12 protein-coding genes and 1 tRNA gene are annotated in these 14,703 nt (G+C 71.4%); 9 read left to right on the forward strand and 4 right to left on the reverse strand.

All coding sequences use genetic code 11. The annotated features are described in order from the left end of the window. Positions 1-89 precede the first annotated feature (89 nt). Together ABZT03_RS18515 and ABZT03_RS18520 are read left to right on the forward strand one after the other, a co-directional pair. The gene (locus tag ABZT03_RS18515; RefSeq protein WP_356040490.1) at positions 90-536 is read left to right on the forward strand and encodes a DUF485 domain-containing protein; all 447 of its coding nucleotides are present in this window, start codon (positions 90-92) and stop codon (positions 534-536) included. Beyond that, a complete protein-coding gene (locus tag ABZT03_RS18520) occupies positions 533-2,143 on the forward strand; it encodes a cation acetate symporter (protein ID WP_356040493.1) in 1,611 nt (536 codons plus the stop codon). Before ABZT03_RS18515 ends, ABZT03_RS18520 begins: the two co-directional genes overlap by 4 nt. Positions 2,144-2,185: 42 nt before the next feature. Here ABZT03_RS18520 and ABZT03_RS18525 read toward each other — a convergent pair whose 3' ends face one another. From ABZT03_RS18525 to ABZT03_RS18535, 3 genes are all read right to left on the reverse strand, one after another. Continuing rightward, entirely contained in the window at positions 2,186-3,076 is an 891-nt protein-coding gene (locus ABZT03_RS18525) for a cellulose-binding protein (protein WP_356040495.1), read from the reverse strand. 202 nt (positions 3,077-3,278) lie between these two features. Next, on the reverse strand, positions 3,279-6,125 hold the full coding sequence (locus ABZT03_RS18530) for an SUKH-4 family immunity protein (protein ID WP_356040647.1): 2,847 nt from the start codon (positions 6,123-6,125) through the stop codon (positions 3,279-3,281). An 8-nt stretch (positions 6,126-6,133) separates the two neighbouring features. After that, a complete protein-coding gene (locus ABZT03_RS18535; RefSeq protein WP_356040498.1) occupies positions 6,134-7,213 on the reverse strand; it encodes an SMI1/KNR4 family protein in 1,080 nt (359 codons plus the stop codon). Positions 7,214-7,562: 349 nt separating this feature from the next. Between ABZT03_RS18535 and ABZT03_RS18540 the strand changes: the two genes are divergently transcribed. After that, complete coding sequence (locus ABZT03_RS18540) at positions 7,563-8,093, forward strand: YwqJ-related putative deaminase (protein ID WP_356040501.1); 531 nt, start codon at positions 7,563-7,565, stop codon at positions 8,091-8,093. An 89-nt stretch (positions 8,094-8,182) separates the two neighbouring features. After that, positions 8,183-8,677, forward strand: a complete 495-nt coding sequence (locus ABZT03_RS18545) for an SUKH-3 domain-containing protein (RefSeq protein WP_356040504.1) — start codon at positions 8,183-8,185, stop codon at positions 8,675-8,677. Positions 8,678-8,804: 127 nt separating this feature from the next. Here the strand turns inward: ABZT03_RS18545 and ABZT03_RS18550 are convergent, their stop codons facing one another. Continuing rightward, positions 8,805-10,112, reverse strand: coding sequence for a histidine kinase (locus ABZT03_RS18550; protein WP_356040507.1), 1,308 nt, complete (start codon positions 10,110-10,112; stop codon positions 8,805-8,807). A 166-nt stretch (positions 10,113-10,278) separates the two neighbouring features. On the opposite strand from ABZT03_RS18550, the gene ABZT03_RS18555 reads away from it, so the two are divergent. The 5 genes from ABZT03_RS18555 (at position 10,279) to ABZT03_RS18575 (ending at position 14,686) form a co-directional block, all read left to right on the forward strand. Beyond that, positions 10,279-11,154 carry a hypothetical protein gene (locus ABZT03_RS18555; RefSeq protein ID WP_356040510.1) on the forward strand — a complete coding sequence of 292 codons (876 nt, stop codon included), beginning with the start codon at positions 10,279-10,281 and terminating at the stop codon, positions 11,152-11,154. 15 nt (positions 11,155-11,169) lie between these two features. Beyond that, a tRNA-Gln gene (locus ABZT03_RS18560) sits at positions 11,170-11,241 on the forward strand. A 113-nt stretch (positions 11,242-11,354) separates the two neighbouring features. Next, on the forward strand, positions 11,355-12,803 hold the full coding sequence (gene glmU / locus ABZT03_RS18565) for a bifunctional UDP-N-acetylglucosamine diphosphorylase/glucosamine-1-phosphate N-acetyltransferase GlmU (RefSeq protein ID WP_356040513.1): 1,449 nt from the start codon (positions 11,355-11,357) through the stop codon (positions 12,801-12,803). 132 nt (positions 12,804-12,935) lie between these two features. Next, positions 12,936-13,910 (forward strand): ribose-phosphate diphosphokinase, encoded by a 975-nt coding sequence (locus tag ABZT03_RS18570; protein WP_356040516.1) that lies wholly within the window; start codon positions 12,936-12,938, stop codon positions 13,908-13,910. A 188-nt stretch (positions 13,911-14,098) separates the two neighbouring features. Further along, positions 14,099-14,686, forward strand: coding sequence for a 50S ribosomal protein L25/general stress protein Ctc (locus ABZT03_RS18575; protein WP_356040519.1), 588 nt, complete (start codon positions 14,099-14,101; stop codon positions 14,684-14,686). Positions 14,687-14,703: the final 17 nt, after the last annotated feature.

The raw sequence follows: 14,703 nt of genomic DNA on the forward strand, positions 1-14,703 counted from the left end.
CAGCGAGTAACGTGCGTGACTCCGCTCGCCCACCCCCCACCTCCCTGCGGTCCGCCGTGCCGGACCCGAGCCACGCAAGGAGCACCGGGATGTCCTACGACACGTCCCCGTCGTACCCGTATCCGGAACGACCGCCGCACCCCGCGTCCCCGTCTCACGCCACCTACCCGTGGCAGCCGGCCGAGCCGCCCGAGCCCTCCCCACGGCCCACCTCGCACCACGCGCCGCTCGGGCACCACAGCGATCTGCGGGTGCTGCGCGGCGCCTACCGCCGACAGCGGCGCGTGGCCACCCTCACCGCGCTCGGCTACTTCACCCTCTTCCTGGTCCTGTCCGCGTCCGTCCCCTCCGTCATGACGAAGACCGTCACCGACGGCCTGCCCACCGGTCTGCTGCTCGCCCTGATCCAGCTGCCCGTCACCTGGCTGGCCGTCGTCGTGTACGAGCACACCGCGCGCCGCCACCTCGACCCCGTCGCCGACCGCATCCGCAGACAGTCCGAACTGGACGCCAGGCGCGGGGCGGTGCGGCCGTGAACGGATTCAGCGACTCGGCGCAGGCGATGTCCCTCGTGGGGTTCTCCGCCATCGCCACCGTCACACTCCTGCTGTGCGTGATGACCGGCCCCGACCGCGACGACCTCGACGAGTTCTACACCGGCTACGGCTCCCTGTCCCCCCTGCGCAACGGCCTGGCCATCGGCGGCGACTACATCTCCGCCGCCTCCGTGCTCGGCACCGGCGGGGTGATCGCGCTGTGCGGCTACGACGGGATCGTCCTGGCCCTCAGCACGGCACTGTCCCTGATGCTGCTGATGTTCCTGCTGGCCGAACCCCTGCGCAACGCGGGCCGGTTCACCATGGGCGATGCCCTGGCCCGGCGGATGCCGGGACGCTCGGTGCGCATCGCCGCGTGCGGGGTGACCCTCGCCGCGCTGCTGCCGCTGATGCTGGTGCAACTCGCGGGCACCGGCCAGCTGCTGGCCTTCATCCTCGGCTTCTCCGGGGACTCGCTGAAGACGGGCTGCATCATCGGCCTGGGCATCCTGATGATCAGCTACGCGGCCATCGGCGGCATGAAGGGCACCGCCCTCATCCAGATCCTGAAGATCGTGATGCTGCTCGGCTCGGGCACCGCCGTGGCCCTGCTCATCCTGCACCGCTACGACTGGAACCCGGGCGCGCTGTTCGACGCGGCCGCGCGGCAGAGCGGAGTGGGCTCGGCCTTCCTGCACTCCGGCATCGAGTTCGCGGGCAGCCCCAACCCCCGCCTCGACATGATCACGTCCCAGTTGTCGGTGGTGCTCGGCGGCGCCTGCCTCCCGCACGTCACCATGCGCATGTACACCGCCTCCAGCGCCCGCCAGGTGCGCCGGTCGATGTCCTGGGCGGTGTCGTCGGTGGTGCTGTTCGTGGCCGTCATCACGGTCGTCGGCTTCGGCGCCACCGCGCTCATCGGGCGGGCGGTCATCGCGCAGGCGGACCCGCAGGGCAACACGGCCTACCTGCTGGGCTCCCGCGCCGTCCTCGGCCCGGACGTCTCGACCGCGGAGAGCCTGCTGTTCACCACGGTCACCACGGCGATCTTCCTCACCCTGCTGGCCTCCGTCGCCGGCATGATCCTCGCCTGCGCCAACTCCCTCGCCCACGACGTGTTCGCGGCCCGCGTGCAGGAGATGTCGGCACGCCGCGAGGTGACGCTGGCCCGGCTGTCGGCGGTGGCGGTCGGCATCCCGGCGATCGTGCTGGCCACCCTCGTCCAGCACCGCAGCCTGCAACCCCTGGTGACGCTGTCCTTCTGCCTGGGCGCCTCGGCGATCGCCCCCGCCCTGGTCTACAGCCTCTTCTGGCGCCGCTACACGCGGGCCGGCCTGCTGTGCACGCTGATCGGCGGCTCGCTCACGGTCCTGCTGCTGATGCCGGGCACGAACCTGGTGTCCGGCTCCCCCGTCGCGGCCTTCCCCGACGCCGACTTCAACTGGTTCCCCTTCACCACCACCGGCCTGGTCTCCATCCCGGCGGGCTTCGCCTTCGGCTGGCTCGGCACGGTGGCCTCCGGCCGCGCGAAGGCGGAGGAACAGCGCAAGCAGTACGAAGCGGTGGAGGGCTGGATCCTGGCGGGGGCGGTCCGCAGGGAGCGGTGACGACCGGCCCGGCCCCTCGGTGTCCGGGGCGGGGCGGGCGGCTCACTCCGACGGTGCCGCCCGTCCCGTCAGGGCACTGAGGCTGTCGCGGACGTTGTCGATGTGGGCGCGTACGTCGTCCCACCGCTCGCCGTGCTCCCGCAGCACCCGCTCGGTCTCCCGCACGATCCGCTCCTCGCGCACCCGCGCCTGCGCCACCATCTCCGCGGCCCGCTCCCGCGCGTCCTGCTGCCGCTGCCGCGCCTCCGTCTCCGCCTCGGCGAACGCCTGCTTCGCCGCCGACAGGCCGGCCTCCGCGAGCGCCACCCGCTCGGCGTGCCGCGCGTCCAGCGCGGCCGCGCGCTCCTCGGCCTCCCGTTCGGCCTCGGCCCAGCGCTCCGCGTGCTCCCTGGCCTGCTCGGCCAGCAGAGCGGTGGTGCGCTGCCGTGCGTCCCGCAGCGCTGCCAGCGACTCGCCGCGGCTCTCCTTCACCTCGCGACGAGCCGCGATCCGGATCTCGTCGGCCTCGGCGCGGGCCGCGAGCAGCCGCTGCCCGGCCCGTTCGTCGGCCTCGGCCAGGACGGTGTCGGCGTGCGTCCGCGCGGCCCGCTCCACCGCGGCCGCCCGCGCCCGCGCCCGGTCCACCAGGTCGCGGGCCTGCTCGCGGGCGCCGTCCCGGACGGCCGCCGCCTCCTCGTGGCCCAGCGCGAACAGCCGCCGCGCGCGCTCCCCGAGCGCCTCGTAGGTCTGCGGGGCCAACCGGGCGACGGTCTCCCGCAGGTCGGCCGCCTCCTCCTCCATCTCCCGGGCGAGGACGGTGAGCCGGGCCGCCCGCTCCCACGCGGCGTCGCGGTCCCGGGAGAGCGCCTCGGCGTACGCCTCGACCTGGTCGGGACGGTAGCCGCGCCCCCGTGCCGCCACGAAGTCGCGGGTCGAGTCCGGTGCGCTGTTCATCCTGGAGTCCCTCTCCGCCGAACGGACGCGAAAATGATGATTTCGCGCATATCCTGATGTATCGAGCGGAAATGTTCATAACGCGACACTCCGTGCGCAGGTCACGGGCACCGAGGACACACAGAAGGGCCGGACTCGATCACACGATCGAATCCGGCCCCTGCCAGCAAGCGCTACGGCACCTCGGCGGCGAGGTCTGCCCTCACAGCAGCCCGTCCCACATCTGCTCCAGCAGCACCGACCACCAGCTCTCCGGCGAACCGAGCGCCGCCGGGTCGAGGGACACCAGCTGCGCCTGGAAGTCGACGGTCCAGCGACCCGCCTGCTCCTGGTTCAGCCCGAACCGCAGCCGCCACATCCGGCCCAGCAACGCCAGGCAGCGCTGGAACTCCGGCAGCCCCGTGTTCACGAACTGCGGCGGCACGGGAGCCCCGCCCGGCCCCGCCTCCACGGGCACGGCCACGATGTTCGCCGTGCCGTACTGCACACACAGCGCCCGGCCGAAGTCGCTGCCCATCACGAGGTACGAACCCGCGTCCGGCGCCGGGCGCACCCCGCGCTCCTGCGCCAGCTCCGCCAGCGTCGGCACGGGGCGTCCCGGCTGGGCCTGCGCCCAGAAGAACGGGCCCATGTCCACCGGCAGCCCGGCCACCACCAGCGAGTGCGCCACGACCGGGGGCACCCCCTGCCGGGACACGGCGGCCTGCTCGAACCGGAAGAGCCCCGGCCCGAACGCCCCCGCCATCTCCTGCGCGACACCCTCCGGCGGAATCGGCGGCGCCGACTGCACCTGCGGCAACGGCGCGCGCACCGGCGCGGACCGCGCCGGCCCGTCCGCCACCTGATGCAACTCACCCTGGTGAGCCAGGAGTTGATGCATGCCCTGCTGCCGGCTCGCATGGTCGTTGCCGTACGGCGCGATGCTCGCGAGCCGCGCCTGCGGCCACTGCTCACGGATCATCCGCGCGCAGTAGGCACCGGGCAGCTCGCACGGTTCGAGCTCCGTGTGCAGTTCGAGCACCTGGTTCGGCGGCACGTTCATCGCACGCAGCTCGTGGAAGATCTGCCACTCCGGGTGCGGCGTCCCCGGCGCCGAACGCCGGATCAGCTGCTGCTCGGAACCGTCCTGCGCGCGGTAGCGCAGCACGGCCTGATACCCGGGGCCCACCGTCGGCAGCGCCTGCGGATAGCCGTACGCGGGCGGCTGCTGCCCGGGCACGGGCTGCCCCGGCAACGGCTGACCGGGCGGCGGCATGGCCCCGGGCGGCACAGCACCGGGCGGCGGCATCGCACCCGGCGGCACGACACCCGGAGGCGGCATCGCACCGGGCGCCATCGGCCGCGGACCGCCCGGTGCACCCGGACCACCCGGAGCTCCCGGCGCGCCCGGAGCCTGCGGCGGCGGAGGAGCGCCGGGACCCGTCACCGGAGGCGCGGACAGCACGGTCTCCGCGTGGTGAACGGCGCCCGGCGCACCGGGAGGCTGCGGCGCGCGGGGCGCGCCCGGCAGACCGGGAGCGCTCGGCGGGGGCGGCGCACCCACGCCCATCCGGCCGGGGTCGGCGAACACGGTGGCGGCATGGTCGACCGCACCCGCGGGCGTGCCCCCGGGCGGGTTCGGCGCACCGGGCGGGTGCGGCGCGCCCGGCGGCCGGGGCGCGTCCGGATCCGGGGCACCCCCCTGGCCGTCGGGGCCGAGCTGCGAGACGAGCTGGGTGGGCAGGTAACCACCCGCCGGTGCACCCGGTGCACCCGGCGCACCGGGTCCGGGCGGCGGCACAACCGCGCCCGGTCGCGCGCCGGGAGCCCCGGGAGCGCCCGGCGGAGGCGGCGGGTTCGCGCCCGCGCCCCGCGCCCGGCGCGGCTGGGGCGCGGCCTTGCTCGTCGCCGCGTCGGCGATGTCCCCGGCGTTCGGCGGCAGCGGCCGGGCCGGAGCACCGGGGCCGGCGGGCGGCGGAGGCGGCGGCGAAGCCGCGCCCGGACCCTGCGGGTAGCCGTAGGCCGACGCCCCCGGCGCGGGCGGTGCGTGGTGCGGAGGCGGCGTGCCCTGCGGCCCGCCCGGGAACGGAGCGGCCGGGCCACCGCCCTGCGGATAGCCGTACGAGGGAGCCCCCGGCGGCGGAGAGGGCGTCGCGCCGGCCGGCGCGCCGGAAGCGGGCGACGCAACACCGGCCGGCCCCGGACCCTGCCCGTGGCTCTGACCCGGTCCCTGCGCCTGCGCCTGCCGTCGGTCGCCACCCGGTTCCCGCGCCCCCGACGCGTTCGGGTCGGGGAACGCCGGGGCGAGCGCCGTCGGCGGGAGTTGGCTGCCGCCCGACATCAGTGCCGTCTTGGCGTCGGACAGCCCCGCGGGCGGCGTGCTGTCGTCGTCGGCACCGCTCAGCGGCGGCGCGAACACGGTCGCGGGCAACGGTACGGAACGGTCCTCACCCGCGTCCCCGTTGGTGTCGGTCCCGGCCCAGGGCGCGGCCCCCGACGGCGCCCCCGGACCGGCCGCCCCCAGCGGCACGCCCGCCTGCGTCTGCGGCAGCGAATCCCGCACGGAGACGGGCTCAGGGGCGGAGACACGGTCGGGTACGGACGCACGGTCGGGGGCGGACGCACGATCGGGGGCGGACGCACGATCGGGTGCGGACGACGGCGCGGCGGCCGGCCCGTCCCCCCGCCGGTCCGGGATACCCAGCTTGTCCGCCGCCTCCTGCAACCACTCCGGCGGACTCAGCAGGAACGACGTCTGGTTGAGGTCGACCCGCGCCGAAGGCGCCGGCGCCGGCTCGTCGGCCGGATCCGGACGGCCGTACTCCTCCTCGTACCGGCGGATGACCTCACCCACCGGCAGCGCGGGCCACAGCGTGGCCTCACCGCTGTCCCGGGCGAGCACCAGCCGCTGCGCGCCCCCGTCCGACCGCGGGCCCTCCGCCCGGTCCTCGGCCCACACCACGAACCCGAGCCCGAACTCCCGCACCCGCACCTCGCGATGCTGGTACGAGGGCACGTCCCCGTTGATCCACTCCTCGGCGCGCTCCTGCGCCTGCGCGAAGGTCACCATCGTCCCGCTCACTCCCCCACCGAAGACGCCGAGGCCGCCGAGGACCCCGGCGCGCCCGAGGCCGCCGAGGACACCGGCTCCGACGACACGGGAACCGCGTGCGCGAACCCGCCGTCCACCATCAGGTTCGCCACCGTCTCCAACTCCGGCGGCGAACCCGCCAGTCGCGCCAGGAACACGTCGAAGTCCTCACCGCAGGGCAGCAGCAGCCGCTCCACCCGCTCGGCGGGCGCCCACCCGGGATCGACGTCCCGGGCGTCGTCGTAGGCGCAGAAGAACACCGAACCGACGCCCTGGCCCTTCACCTTCACCGCCAGCAGCCCGCCCTGCACGAAACCGACACCCAGATAGTCCTTGGTCAGGTGGTCGCGCAGACACTTGTTGACGTACACCAGGTCGTTCACCGCGGCCTCGTCGCGCACCGTGAAGAACGGCTGGTCGATCAGGAGCCCCAGCTCCGCGTCCAGCGCCGTACCCACCGGCGCGCACCCGCCCGCCGCCTTCAGGAACGACCGGTAGGCGCCCGGCAGCCGGTACCCGAGGTCCTCCTCGACCCCCTGCACCTGCGACTCGGTCACCGCCACACCCGACTTGGGCAGCCCGAAGTGCGCCGGCCGCGTCTCCTGCAACGGCCGCGTACCGCGCTTGCCGTGATCGACGTTCGACGTCGCGATCCCGCCGTGGTGGCGCAGCAGCGCCTTCACCTCGACCGGGACCAGCTCCAGCCGGCGGCCACCGACCGCGTGGTGCCAGGTCCAGCCGTGCGGGGTCGCCACATCGGGCACCGTGTCCCACAGCTCGTGCCCCGTCGCCGCGAGCGCCGCGTTCGCCGACACGTAATCCGTCAGCCGCAGTTCGTCGACGCCGAACCCCTCCGGCGGCTCGGCGATCTCCGCCGCCGCGCGCGCGTACGGCGAGAAGTCGGGGTAACCGCCCTCGTCCACCCGCACCCCTTTCGGGTGACGGGCCGCGCGGACCGGGTCCGGGAAGTGCACGACCTGCCCGGCGTAAGCCGCGTTGGGCGGCGCGGCGTGTCCCCCGGCCTGGCTGCCGGGAGGATCCCCCAGCCCGAGCCGACCTGTCGTCATGGCGGTTTGCCCCCTGCGGCACTCTGTACGACCCGTGATGACCGGCTTCGGCCACCACGACCCGTATCGACTGTCTCGTCCGTCTCGACTTCCGTCTCGCCCCTGTGTCACCACGCGTCGAACGGGTCGAACGCGTGGAAACCTCGGATCGCGGTGCCGACAGCCTATGCGGTACGACGACACCGGTCACCGGGCACCGGTCACCACCCCTCCGCTTCCGTGACCAGCCGTCACCCTCTCGTGACAGCCCGCCCAAACCCGGGCGTGTCGCATCGCCCCAGCTACCGCACCAGCCACGCTATTTGGCACTCTGTGTCGACCGGGAGGACGCCCGGGAGGGGATGAAGACATGAACACGACACACGCAGGACCGCACACCGGACAACCGCCGGGCACCTCCGGCGACCCCCGCGTCGGCTGGAGCAGCACCGACCACACCCACACACCCACCCTGCGCCACCGCCGCGACGGCATACTCCCCACCGTCGCCGCCGCCCTCTCCGTCCGCGGCGCCACCACCCTCACCGGCACCGCCGCCCGCGGCGACCAGCCCCCCGCCCTGCACCCCCTCGTCCAGGACTTCCTCGACAGCCTCCCCAGCGCCCAGCGCGACCGCTTCACCGGCCGCTGCGCCGAAACCATCCTCATCTCCCGCCACATCACCACCGCCGACGCCGAACGCAGCAGACGCGCCACCCGCAGACCCATGACCAACGGCGAAGCCCGCAAAGCACTCAAACAGGCGAAACTCACCACCCGCCGCATCCGCGAGGACGGCGACCCCCTCCACGGCGGATTCGCCACCCCCTGCCGCGCCTGCACCGCACTCACCGCCCACTTCGGCGTCCGCGTCGTCGACCCCACCACGACCGACGACTGACCCCCCGCCCACCCCCACACCCCGCACACCGCGCGACGACGCCCCCGCACCCCACCGCGACCCGCACGACCCCGACGGACGAAGACCAGATGCACACCGACCGCACCTCCACCACCCGCTTCCCCGTACCCGTCGACGCCACCCTCCGCGCCGCCGGCTGGCAACCCGGACGCTGGGACATAAAACAGGCCGAGATCTGGGCCGACACCCTCCGCGGACACACCTCACCCGCCGGACACCGCCACGCCGTCTTCCCCGCCGCCGTCGAAGCATGGGCCGAGTTCGGCGGACTCCACCTCACCCCCACCGGCCCCGGCCGACAGGTCGCCCCCGCCACCCTCCACCTCGACCCCCTCTACGGCCTCCACATGGCCCGCACCCTCGGCGACCTCGGCCGCGCCCTCGACACCGAGGTCTGCCCCCTCGGCACCGAAACCGAAACCGAAGCCCTCCTCGCCATGGACGCCGTCGGCCGCGTCTACACCCTCGACCACACCGGCGACTGGTACCTCGGCCCCGACATAGACCACGCCCTCACCGGACTCGTCACCGGCACCGAACCCGTACGCCTCACCGCCGGCTGACCCACCCCGCTGGCCCCCACAGACCCCACACACCCCGGCCCGCCCCGCACAGACCCCCACACACCCCGGCCCGCCCCGCACAGACCCCCACACCCCCCGGCCCACACCCCACGGCCCCACCCGCCGCCTACGACGCCGGAATCACCGCCGACACCCGAAAACCCCCCGCATCCGTCGGCCCCGAAACAAACACACCACCCAGCGCCACCACCCGCTCCCTCATCCCGAGCAGACCATTACCACCGGACGGCAACCGCGCCGAAGAAGCCGACGACACCTCCGGCGGCGACTCGTTCTCCACCTGCATCGCGATCTCCGACACCCGATGCGCCAACCGCACATGCGTCTTCGCCCCCGCCGCATGCTTGTGCACGTTCGTCAACGCCTCCTGCACCACCCGGAACGCCGTCTGCTCGATCACCGCCGCATACACCCGCTCCTCACCCTCCACCGACAAGTCCACCACCATCCCCGCCGCCGCCGACTGCCCCACCAACTCCTCCAACTCCGACAGACACGGCCCCTCCCCCTCCTCCACCACCCGCGAAGCCGCCGCAGCAGCAGCCACACCCACCACCGCCAACGGCACAGCCGCAGACTCCCGCCGCCCCACCCCGTCCCCACTGCGCAGCACCCCGAGCATCTCCCGCAACTCCGTCAGCGCCTGCCGCCCCATATCCCCCACCAACACGGCATTACGCACCGCCTTCTCCGGATCCTTCCGCGCCACCGCCTGCAGAGCCGCCGCATGCACCACCATCAGACTCACCCGATGCGCCACCACGTCATGCATCTCCCGGGCGATCCGCGTCCGCTCCTCACCCCGCGCCCACTCCGCCCGCTCCTCCGCCCGCTCCGCGAGCAACTGCAACTCCCGCTCCAGATCGTCCGCCCGCTCCCGCAGACTCTCCATCAACCGCCGCCGCGCCCCCACATACATCCCCAACAACAACGGCGGCGCCGTCAACCCCAGCGACGTCGCGATCGCAGCGAACGGCACGAACCAGTCCCCCAGCGTCAAATCCCCCCGCGCCATGTCCTGCCGCACCCGCACGAACGTCACGATCAACGTCCCCACCAGCGACATCCCCGCCAGCGACGCGATGATCCGCCGCGGCAACTCCGACGCCGCCAACGTGTAAAGACCGACGATGCCCATCAGGAAACCCATCTGGGCGGGCGTGATCGCGATCGACACCAACACCACCGCGATCGGCCACTTACGGCGCACCACCAGCACCGAACCGGCCAACAACCCGAAGACGACCCCCGCCGCCACCGGAACCCCCGCGTCCCGCGCGAACGGAATCCCCTCCACCGCGCACTCCAGCGCGGAAACGAACGCCAGGCCCACATCGAGCACCGCGCTGCGCCACCTGGCCCACCACCACGGCCCTTCCCAAGCCGTCGCGTGGTCTTCCCCCGTCGTGGTCATGACTCCAGCCTACGGGCGCCGGGCGCCCCATTTCCGGTGAGTTTCCGCGACTGGCCTACACCACTCTCCGCGACCGAACGGTGACGAAACCGCCCACTTTCCCTCGAACTGCTGAATCGCACACCGTTCGACACCGGAAGATCCGATTCCGCCAGAGGGTATGCCCATGGCACACACACGAGACAAGTACGCCGACTTCGAGAACCTCAGAGAACGGGCGGTGACCCTGCGGCGAGAAGGACTGAGCCGCCGGCAGATCCGCGACCGACTGCGCGTCGACAACAACGACATCCTCAACCGACTCCTGGAGGGCGAGCCACCCCCGGAATGGACGAAACGCCCGAACGCGAAGGACGACCTCAGAGACAAGGCGCGAGAGCTGCGGCTCCAGGGCTGGACGTACGACCGGATCCAGGCAGAGCTGGGGTGCTCGAAGAGCTCGATCTCGCTCTGGGTGCGGGACCTCCCGAAACCGGAACGCCGCGACCCGACAGAACAGGCGAAGCTCGCGGCTCGGAAGCGGTGGGAGCACGAGTTGGCTTTCCGCGACGAGGAGCGACAGAGGACGAAGGCTGCCGCCACGAGTGAGATCGGCACATTGACCGCCCGCGACCTGTTCATGGTCGGCGTCGCCCTTTACTGGGCTGAAGGCAGTAAAGACAAGCCCTACAACAGGCGTGAGAACGTGCTGTTCGTCAACAGCGACCCTGGCGTGATTCAGGTCTACCTGGCTTGGTTGGATCTGCTTGAGGTGGATCGAGAGCGCCTGCGCTACCGGGTCATGATCCATCTGACTGCCGACATCGACGGCGCCGAGCGCTACTGGGCGGACCTGGTGGGGGTCGATCCATCCCAGCTCCAGCGGACGACCATCAAGAAGCACAACCCCAAAACCGTCCGCAAGAACGTGGGCGAGAACTACCGGGGTTGTTTCGTGATCAGTGTCTTGCAAGGGGCAGAGCTCTACCGACGCATCGAAGGCTGGTGGTCCGGGATCGTGGGGTCCGCCGGGCGGGATCATGTCCCTCCGCTGCTCCGGTAAGGTGCAAGGCAGCAATCCGCCGTGGGGTAGCGGCATCCCGCAGGCCTTTGGAGCCTTGAGACGCTGGTTCGAATCCAGCCGGCGGAGCTGCTGAACCGGGCCCTGACAGCACTGTCAGGGCCCACTCTCATGTCTGCCATGAAACGCCCCGGTATCCTGCGGGTGTCCACGCCAGCCATTGAAAGCCGAGGGGCACCCCCGTGAGCGCCATTCGCCCGGCCGCCGTCGTCGTTCTCGCAGCGGGTGAGGGCACCCGTATGAAGTCGGCCACACCCAAGGTCCTGCATGAGATCTGTGGTCGTTCCCTGGTAGGTCATGTGCTCGCCGCCGCACGAGAGTTGGACCCGGAGAACCTGGTCGTCGTGGTCGGGCACGCGCGGGAGCAGGTCGTCGCGCACCTGACCGCGGCCGACCCCCAGGTCCGTACGGCGGTGCAGGCGCAGCAGAACGGTACCGGGCACGCCGTCCGGATGGCGTTGGAGGAGTTGGGCGGTCCGGTCGACGGGACGGTGGTGGTGGTGTGTGGTGACACCCCGCTGCTGAGGGGTGGGACGCTGCGGGCGCTGGCGGCGACGCACTCGTCCGACGGCAACGCGGTGACGGTGCTGACGGCGGAGGTGCCGGATGCGACCGGTTACGGCCGGATCGTGCGCGACGAGGTCTCGGGCGCGGTCACGGCCATCGTGGAGCACAAGGACGCCTCCGACGCGCAGCGGGCGATTCGTGAGATCAATTCCGGGGTGTTCGCGTTCGACGGGCGGTTGCTGGCGGATGCGCTGGGCAAGGTGCGGACGGACAACAGTCAGGGTGAGGAGTACCTGACGGATGTGCTCGGGATTCTGCGGGAGGCGGGGCACCGGGTGGGTGCGTCGGTGGCGGCGGATCACCGGGAGATCGCGGGGATCAACAACCGGGTGCAGCTGTCCGAGGCCCGTCGTGTGCTCAATGACCGGTTGCTGGAGCGGGCCATGCTCGCCGGCGTGACCGTGGTCGATCCGGTGACGACGTGGGTCGATGTGTCGGTCACCTTCGAGCAGGACGTGGTGGTCCATCCGGGTACGCAGCTGCAGGGGGTGACCCATTTGGGCGAGGGTGCGGAGGTGGGCCCCAACAGTCGTCTGAAGGACTCGGTGGTGGGTGCGGGTGCCCGGGTCGACACCACGGTCGCTGACGGTGCGGAGGTGGGTCCGCAGGCGACGGTGGGGCCGTACGCCTATCTGCGGCCTGGTACGCGGTTGGGGCTGAAGGCCAAGATCGGTACGTATGTGGAGACGAAGAACGCGTCGATCGGTGAGGGGACGAAGGTGCCGCATCTGTCGTATGTGGGGGACGCGACGATCGGTGAGTACAGCAACATCGGTGCGGCGAGTGTCTTTGTGAACTATGACGGGGAGAGCAAGCACCACACGACGGTGGGTTCGCACTGCAAGACGGGTTCGGACAACATGTTTGTGGCTCCTGTCACGGTGGGGGACGGTGCGTACACCGCTGCGGGGTCTGTGATCACGAAGGATGTGCCGCCCGGTTCGCTGGCTGTGGCCCGTGGTCAGCAGCGGAATATCGAGGGTTGGGTGGCTCGTAAGCGTCCGGGGAGTGCGGCGGCGAAGGCGGCTGAGGTGGCGTCCCGGGAGCCCGACGGCGGAAGCTGACCGGAAACAGGTGCGCCGGTGACGGCGTACCGTGATAGATGCACACTCGCATCCCCAGCTGAGAGGCCCTCTCGCGCTCGTCGGAGAGGTCTTTTCGACATCCAGCTGAGACACCTCTGAGGAGACAGTTCTGTGACCGGGATCAAGACGACCGGCGAGAAGAAGATGATGTTCTTCTCCGGCCGCGCCCACCCCGAGCTTGCCGAGGAAATCGCCCAGCAGCTGGGTATCGGGGTCGTCCCGACGAAGGCGTTCGATTTCGCCAACGGTGAGATCTATGTCCGTTATCAGGAGTCCGCGCGCGGTGCGGACTGTTTCCTGATCCAGAGCCACACGGCTCCGATCAACAAGTGGATCATGGAGCAGTTGATCATGATCGACGCGCTGAAGCGCGCGTCGGCTCGCTCCATCACGGTGATCGTGCCGTTCTACGGTTATGCCCGTCAGGACAAGAAGCACCGTGGTCGTGAGCCGATCTCGGCGCGGCTGATCGCGGACATGATGAAGACGGCGGGCGCGGACCGGCTGCTGACGGTGGATCTGCACACGGATCAGATCCAGGGCTTCTTCGACGGTCCGGTGGATCATCTGTTCGCGTTGCCGTTGCTGGCGGACTACGTGGGTCGCAAGGTCGACCGCGACAAGCTGACGGTGGTGTCTCCGGACGCGGGCCGGGTGCGGGTGGCGGATCGGTGGTGCGACCGTCTGGGTGCGCCGCTGGCGATCGTGCACAAGCGGCGTGACAAGGACGTGGCGAACCAGGTGACGGTGCACGAGGTCGTCGGTGAGGTCGAGGGCCGGGTGTGTGTGCTGGTCGACGACATGATCGACACGGGTGGCACGATCGTGGCGGCGGCGGACGCGTTGTTCGCGCACGGTGCGGAGGACGTCATCGTGACGGCGACGCACGGTGTGCTGTCGGGTCCGGCGGCGGACCGGCTGAAGAACTCGAAGGTGAGTGAGTTCGTGTTCACCAACTCGCTGCCGACGCCGGGTGAGCTGGAGCTGGACAAGATCACGGTGTTGTCGATCGCGCCGACGATCGCGAGTGCGGTGCGTGAGGTGTTCGAGGACGGTTCGGTGACGAGCCTGTTCGACGAGCAGTAGGACCGCTCGCTGCGAAGATCGTTTTGGGTGTGGCCTCCCCGCCGAGTAGACTGCCCACGTTGCTCGGCGAGGGAGGCCGTACCGCTTTTCAGGAAGCTGTGTACGGCGGTCCGTTATCGACGCGCTCTTCGTAGCAGGCCGATGGTTTGGCCGGGTGACCACCTTCCCCAGTTCTACGAGGAGTGACTATGTCCGAGGTCAAGCTCGCCGCCGAGGCCCGTACCGAGTTCGGTAAGGGCGCTGCCCGTCGTATCCGTCGGGACAGCAAGGTTCCCGCGGTGGTCTACGGTCACGGTGGCGACCCGATCCACGTGACGCTGCCGGGTCACGAGCTGCTGCTCGCCCTGCGTACGCCGAACGTCCTGCTGTCCCTGGAGCTCGAGGGCAAGACGCAGCTGGCCATCCCGAAGGCCGTGCAGCGCGACGCGATCAAGGGGTACCTGGAGCACGTGGACCTGCTGCTGGTCCGCAGTGGCGAGAAGGTCAACGTCGAGGTGTACGTCCAGACCGAGGGTGACCTGGCGCCGGGCGCCTACCTGCTCGAGCACGTGCTGAGCACGCTGACCGTCGAGGCCGAGGCCACGCACATCCCCGAGTCGGTCACCGTGTCCATCGAGGGCCTGGAGGCCGGTGCCTCCATCCTCGCGAAGGACATCCCGCTGCCCGAGGGCACGACGCTGGCGATCGACGAGGACGCGGTCGTTCTCCAGGTCCTCGCCGCGCAGGCTGAGGAAGCTCCCGCCGAGGGCGAGGGTGACCAGGCCGCCGAGGTCTGATCCGGCCGGCCGGGTTC

Origin of the sequence: Streptomyces sp. NPDC005574, assembly GCF_040605435.1 — a bacterium.
GTDB lineage: Bacteria > Actinomycetota > Actinomycetes > Streptomycetales > Streptomycetaceae > Streptomyces.

Bases quoted from the DNA above. Each gene is read 5' to 3' on its own strand.
- ABZT03_RS18515 (WP_356040490.1), top strand. From the start codon at position 90: ATGTCCTACGACACGTCCCCGTCGTACCCGTATCCGGAACGACCGCCG.
- ABZT03_RS18525 (WP_356040495.1), bottom strand. From the start codon at position 3,076: ATGAACAGCGCACCGGACTCGACCCGCGACTTCGTGGCGGCACGGGGG.
- ABZT03_RS18530 (WP_356040647.1), bottom strand. From the start codon at position 6,125: ATGGTGACCTTCGCGCAGGCGCAGGAGCGCGCCGAGGAGTGGATCAAC.
- ABZT03_RS18535 (WP_356040498.1), bottom strand. From the start codon at position 7,213: ATGACGACAGGTCGGCTCGGGCTGGGGGATCCTCCCGGCAGCCAGGCC.
- ABZT03_RS18540 (WP_356040501.1), top strand. From the start codon at position 7,563: ATGAACACGACACACGCAGGACCGCACACCGGACAACCGCCGGGCACC.
- ABZT03_RS18545 (WP_356040504.1), top strand. From the start codon at position 8,183: ATGCACACCGACCGCACCTCCACCACCCGCTTCCCCGTACCCGTCGAC.
- ABZT03_RS18550 (WP_356040507.1), bottom strand. From the start codon at position 10,112: ATGACCACGACGGGGGAAGACCACGCGACGGCTTGGGAAGGGCCGTGG.
- ABZT03_RS18555 (WP_356040510.1), top strand. From the start codon at position 10,279: ATGGCACACACACGAGACAAGTACGCCGACTTCGAGAACCTCAGAGAA.
- ABZT03_RS18575 (WP_356040519.1), top strand. From the start codon at position 14,099: ATGTCCGAGGTCAAGCTCGCCGCCGAGGCCCGTACCGAGTTCGGTAAG.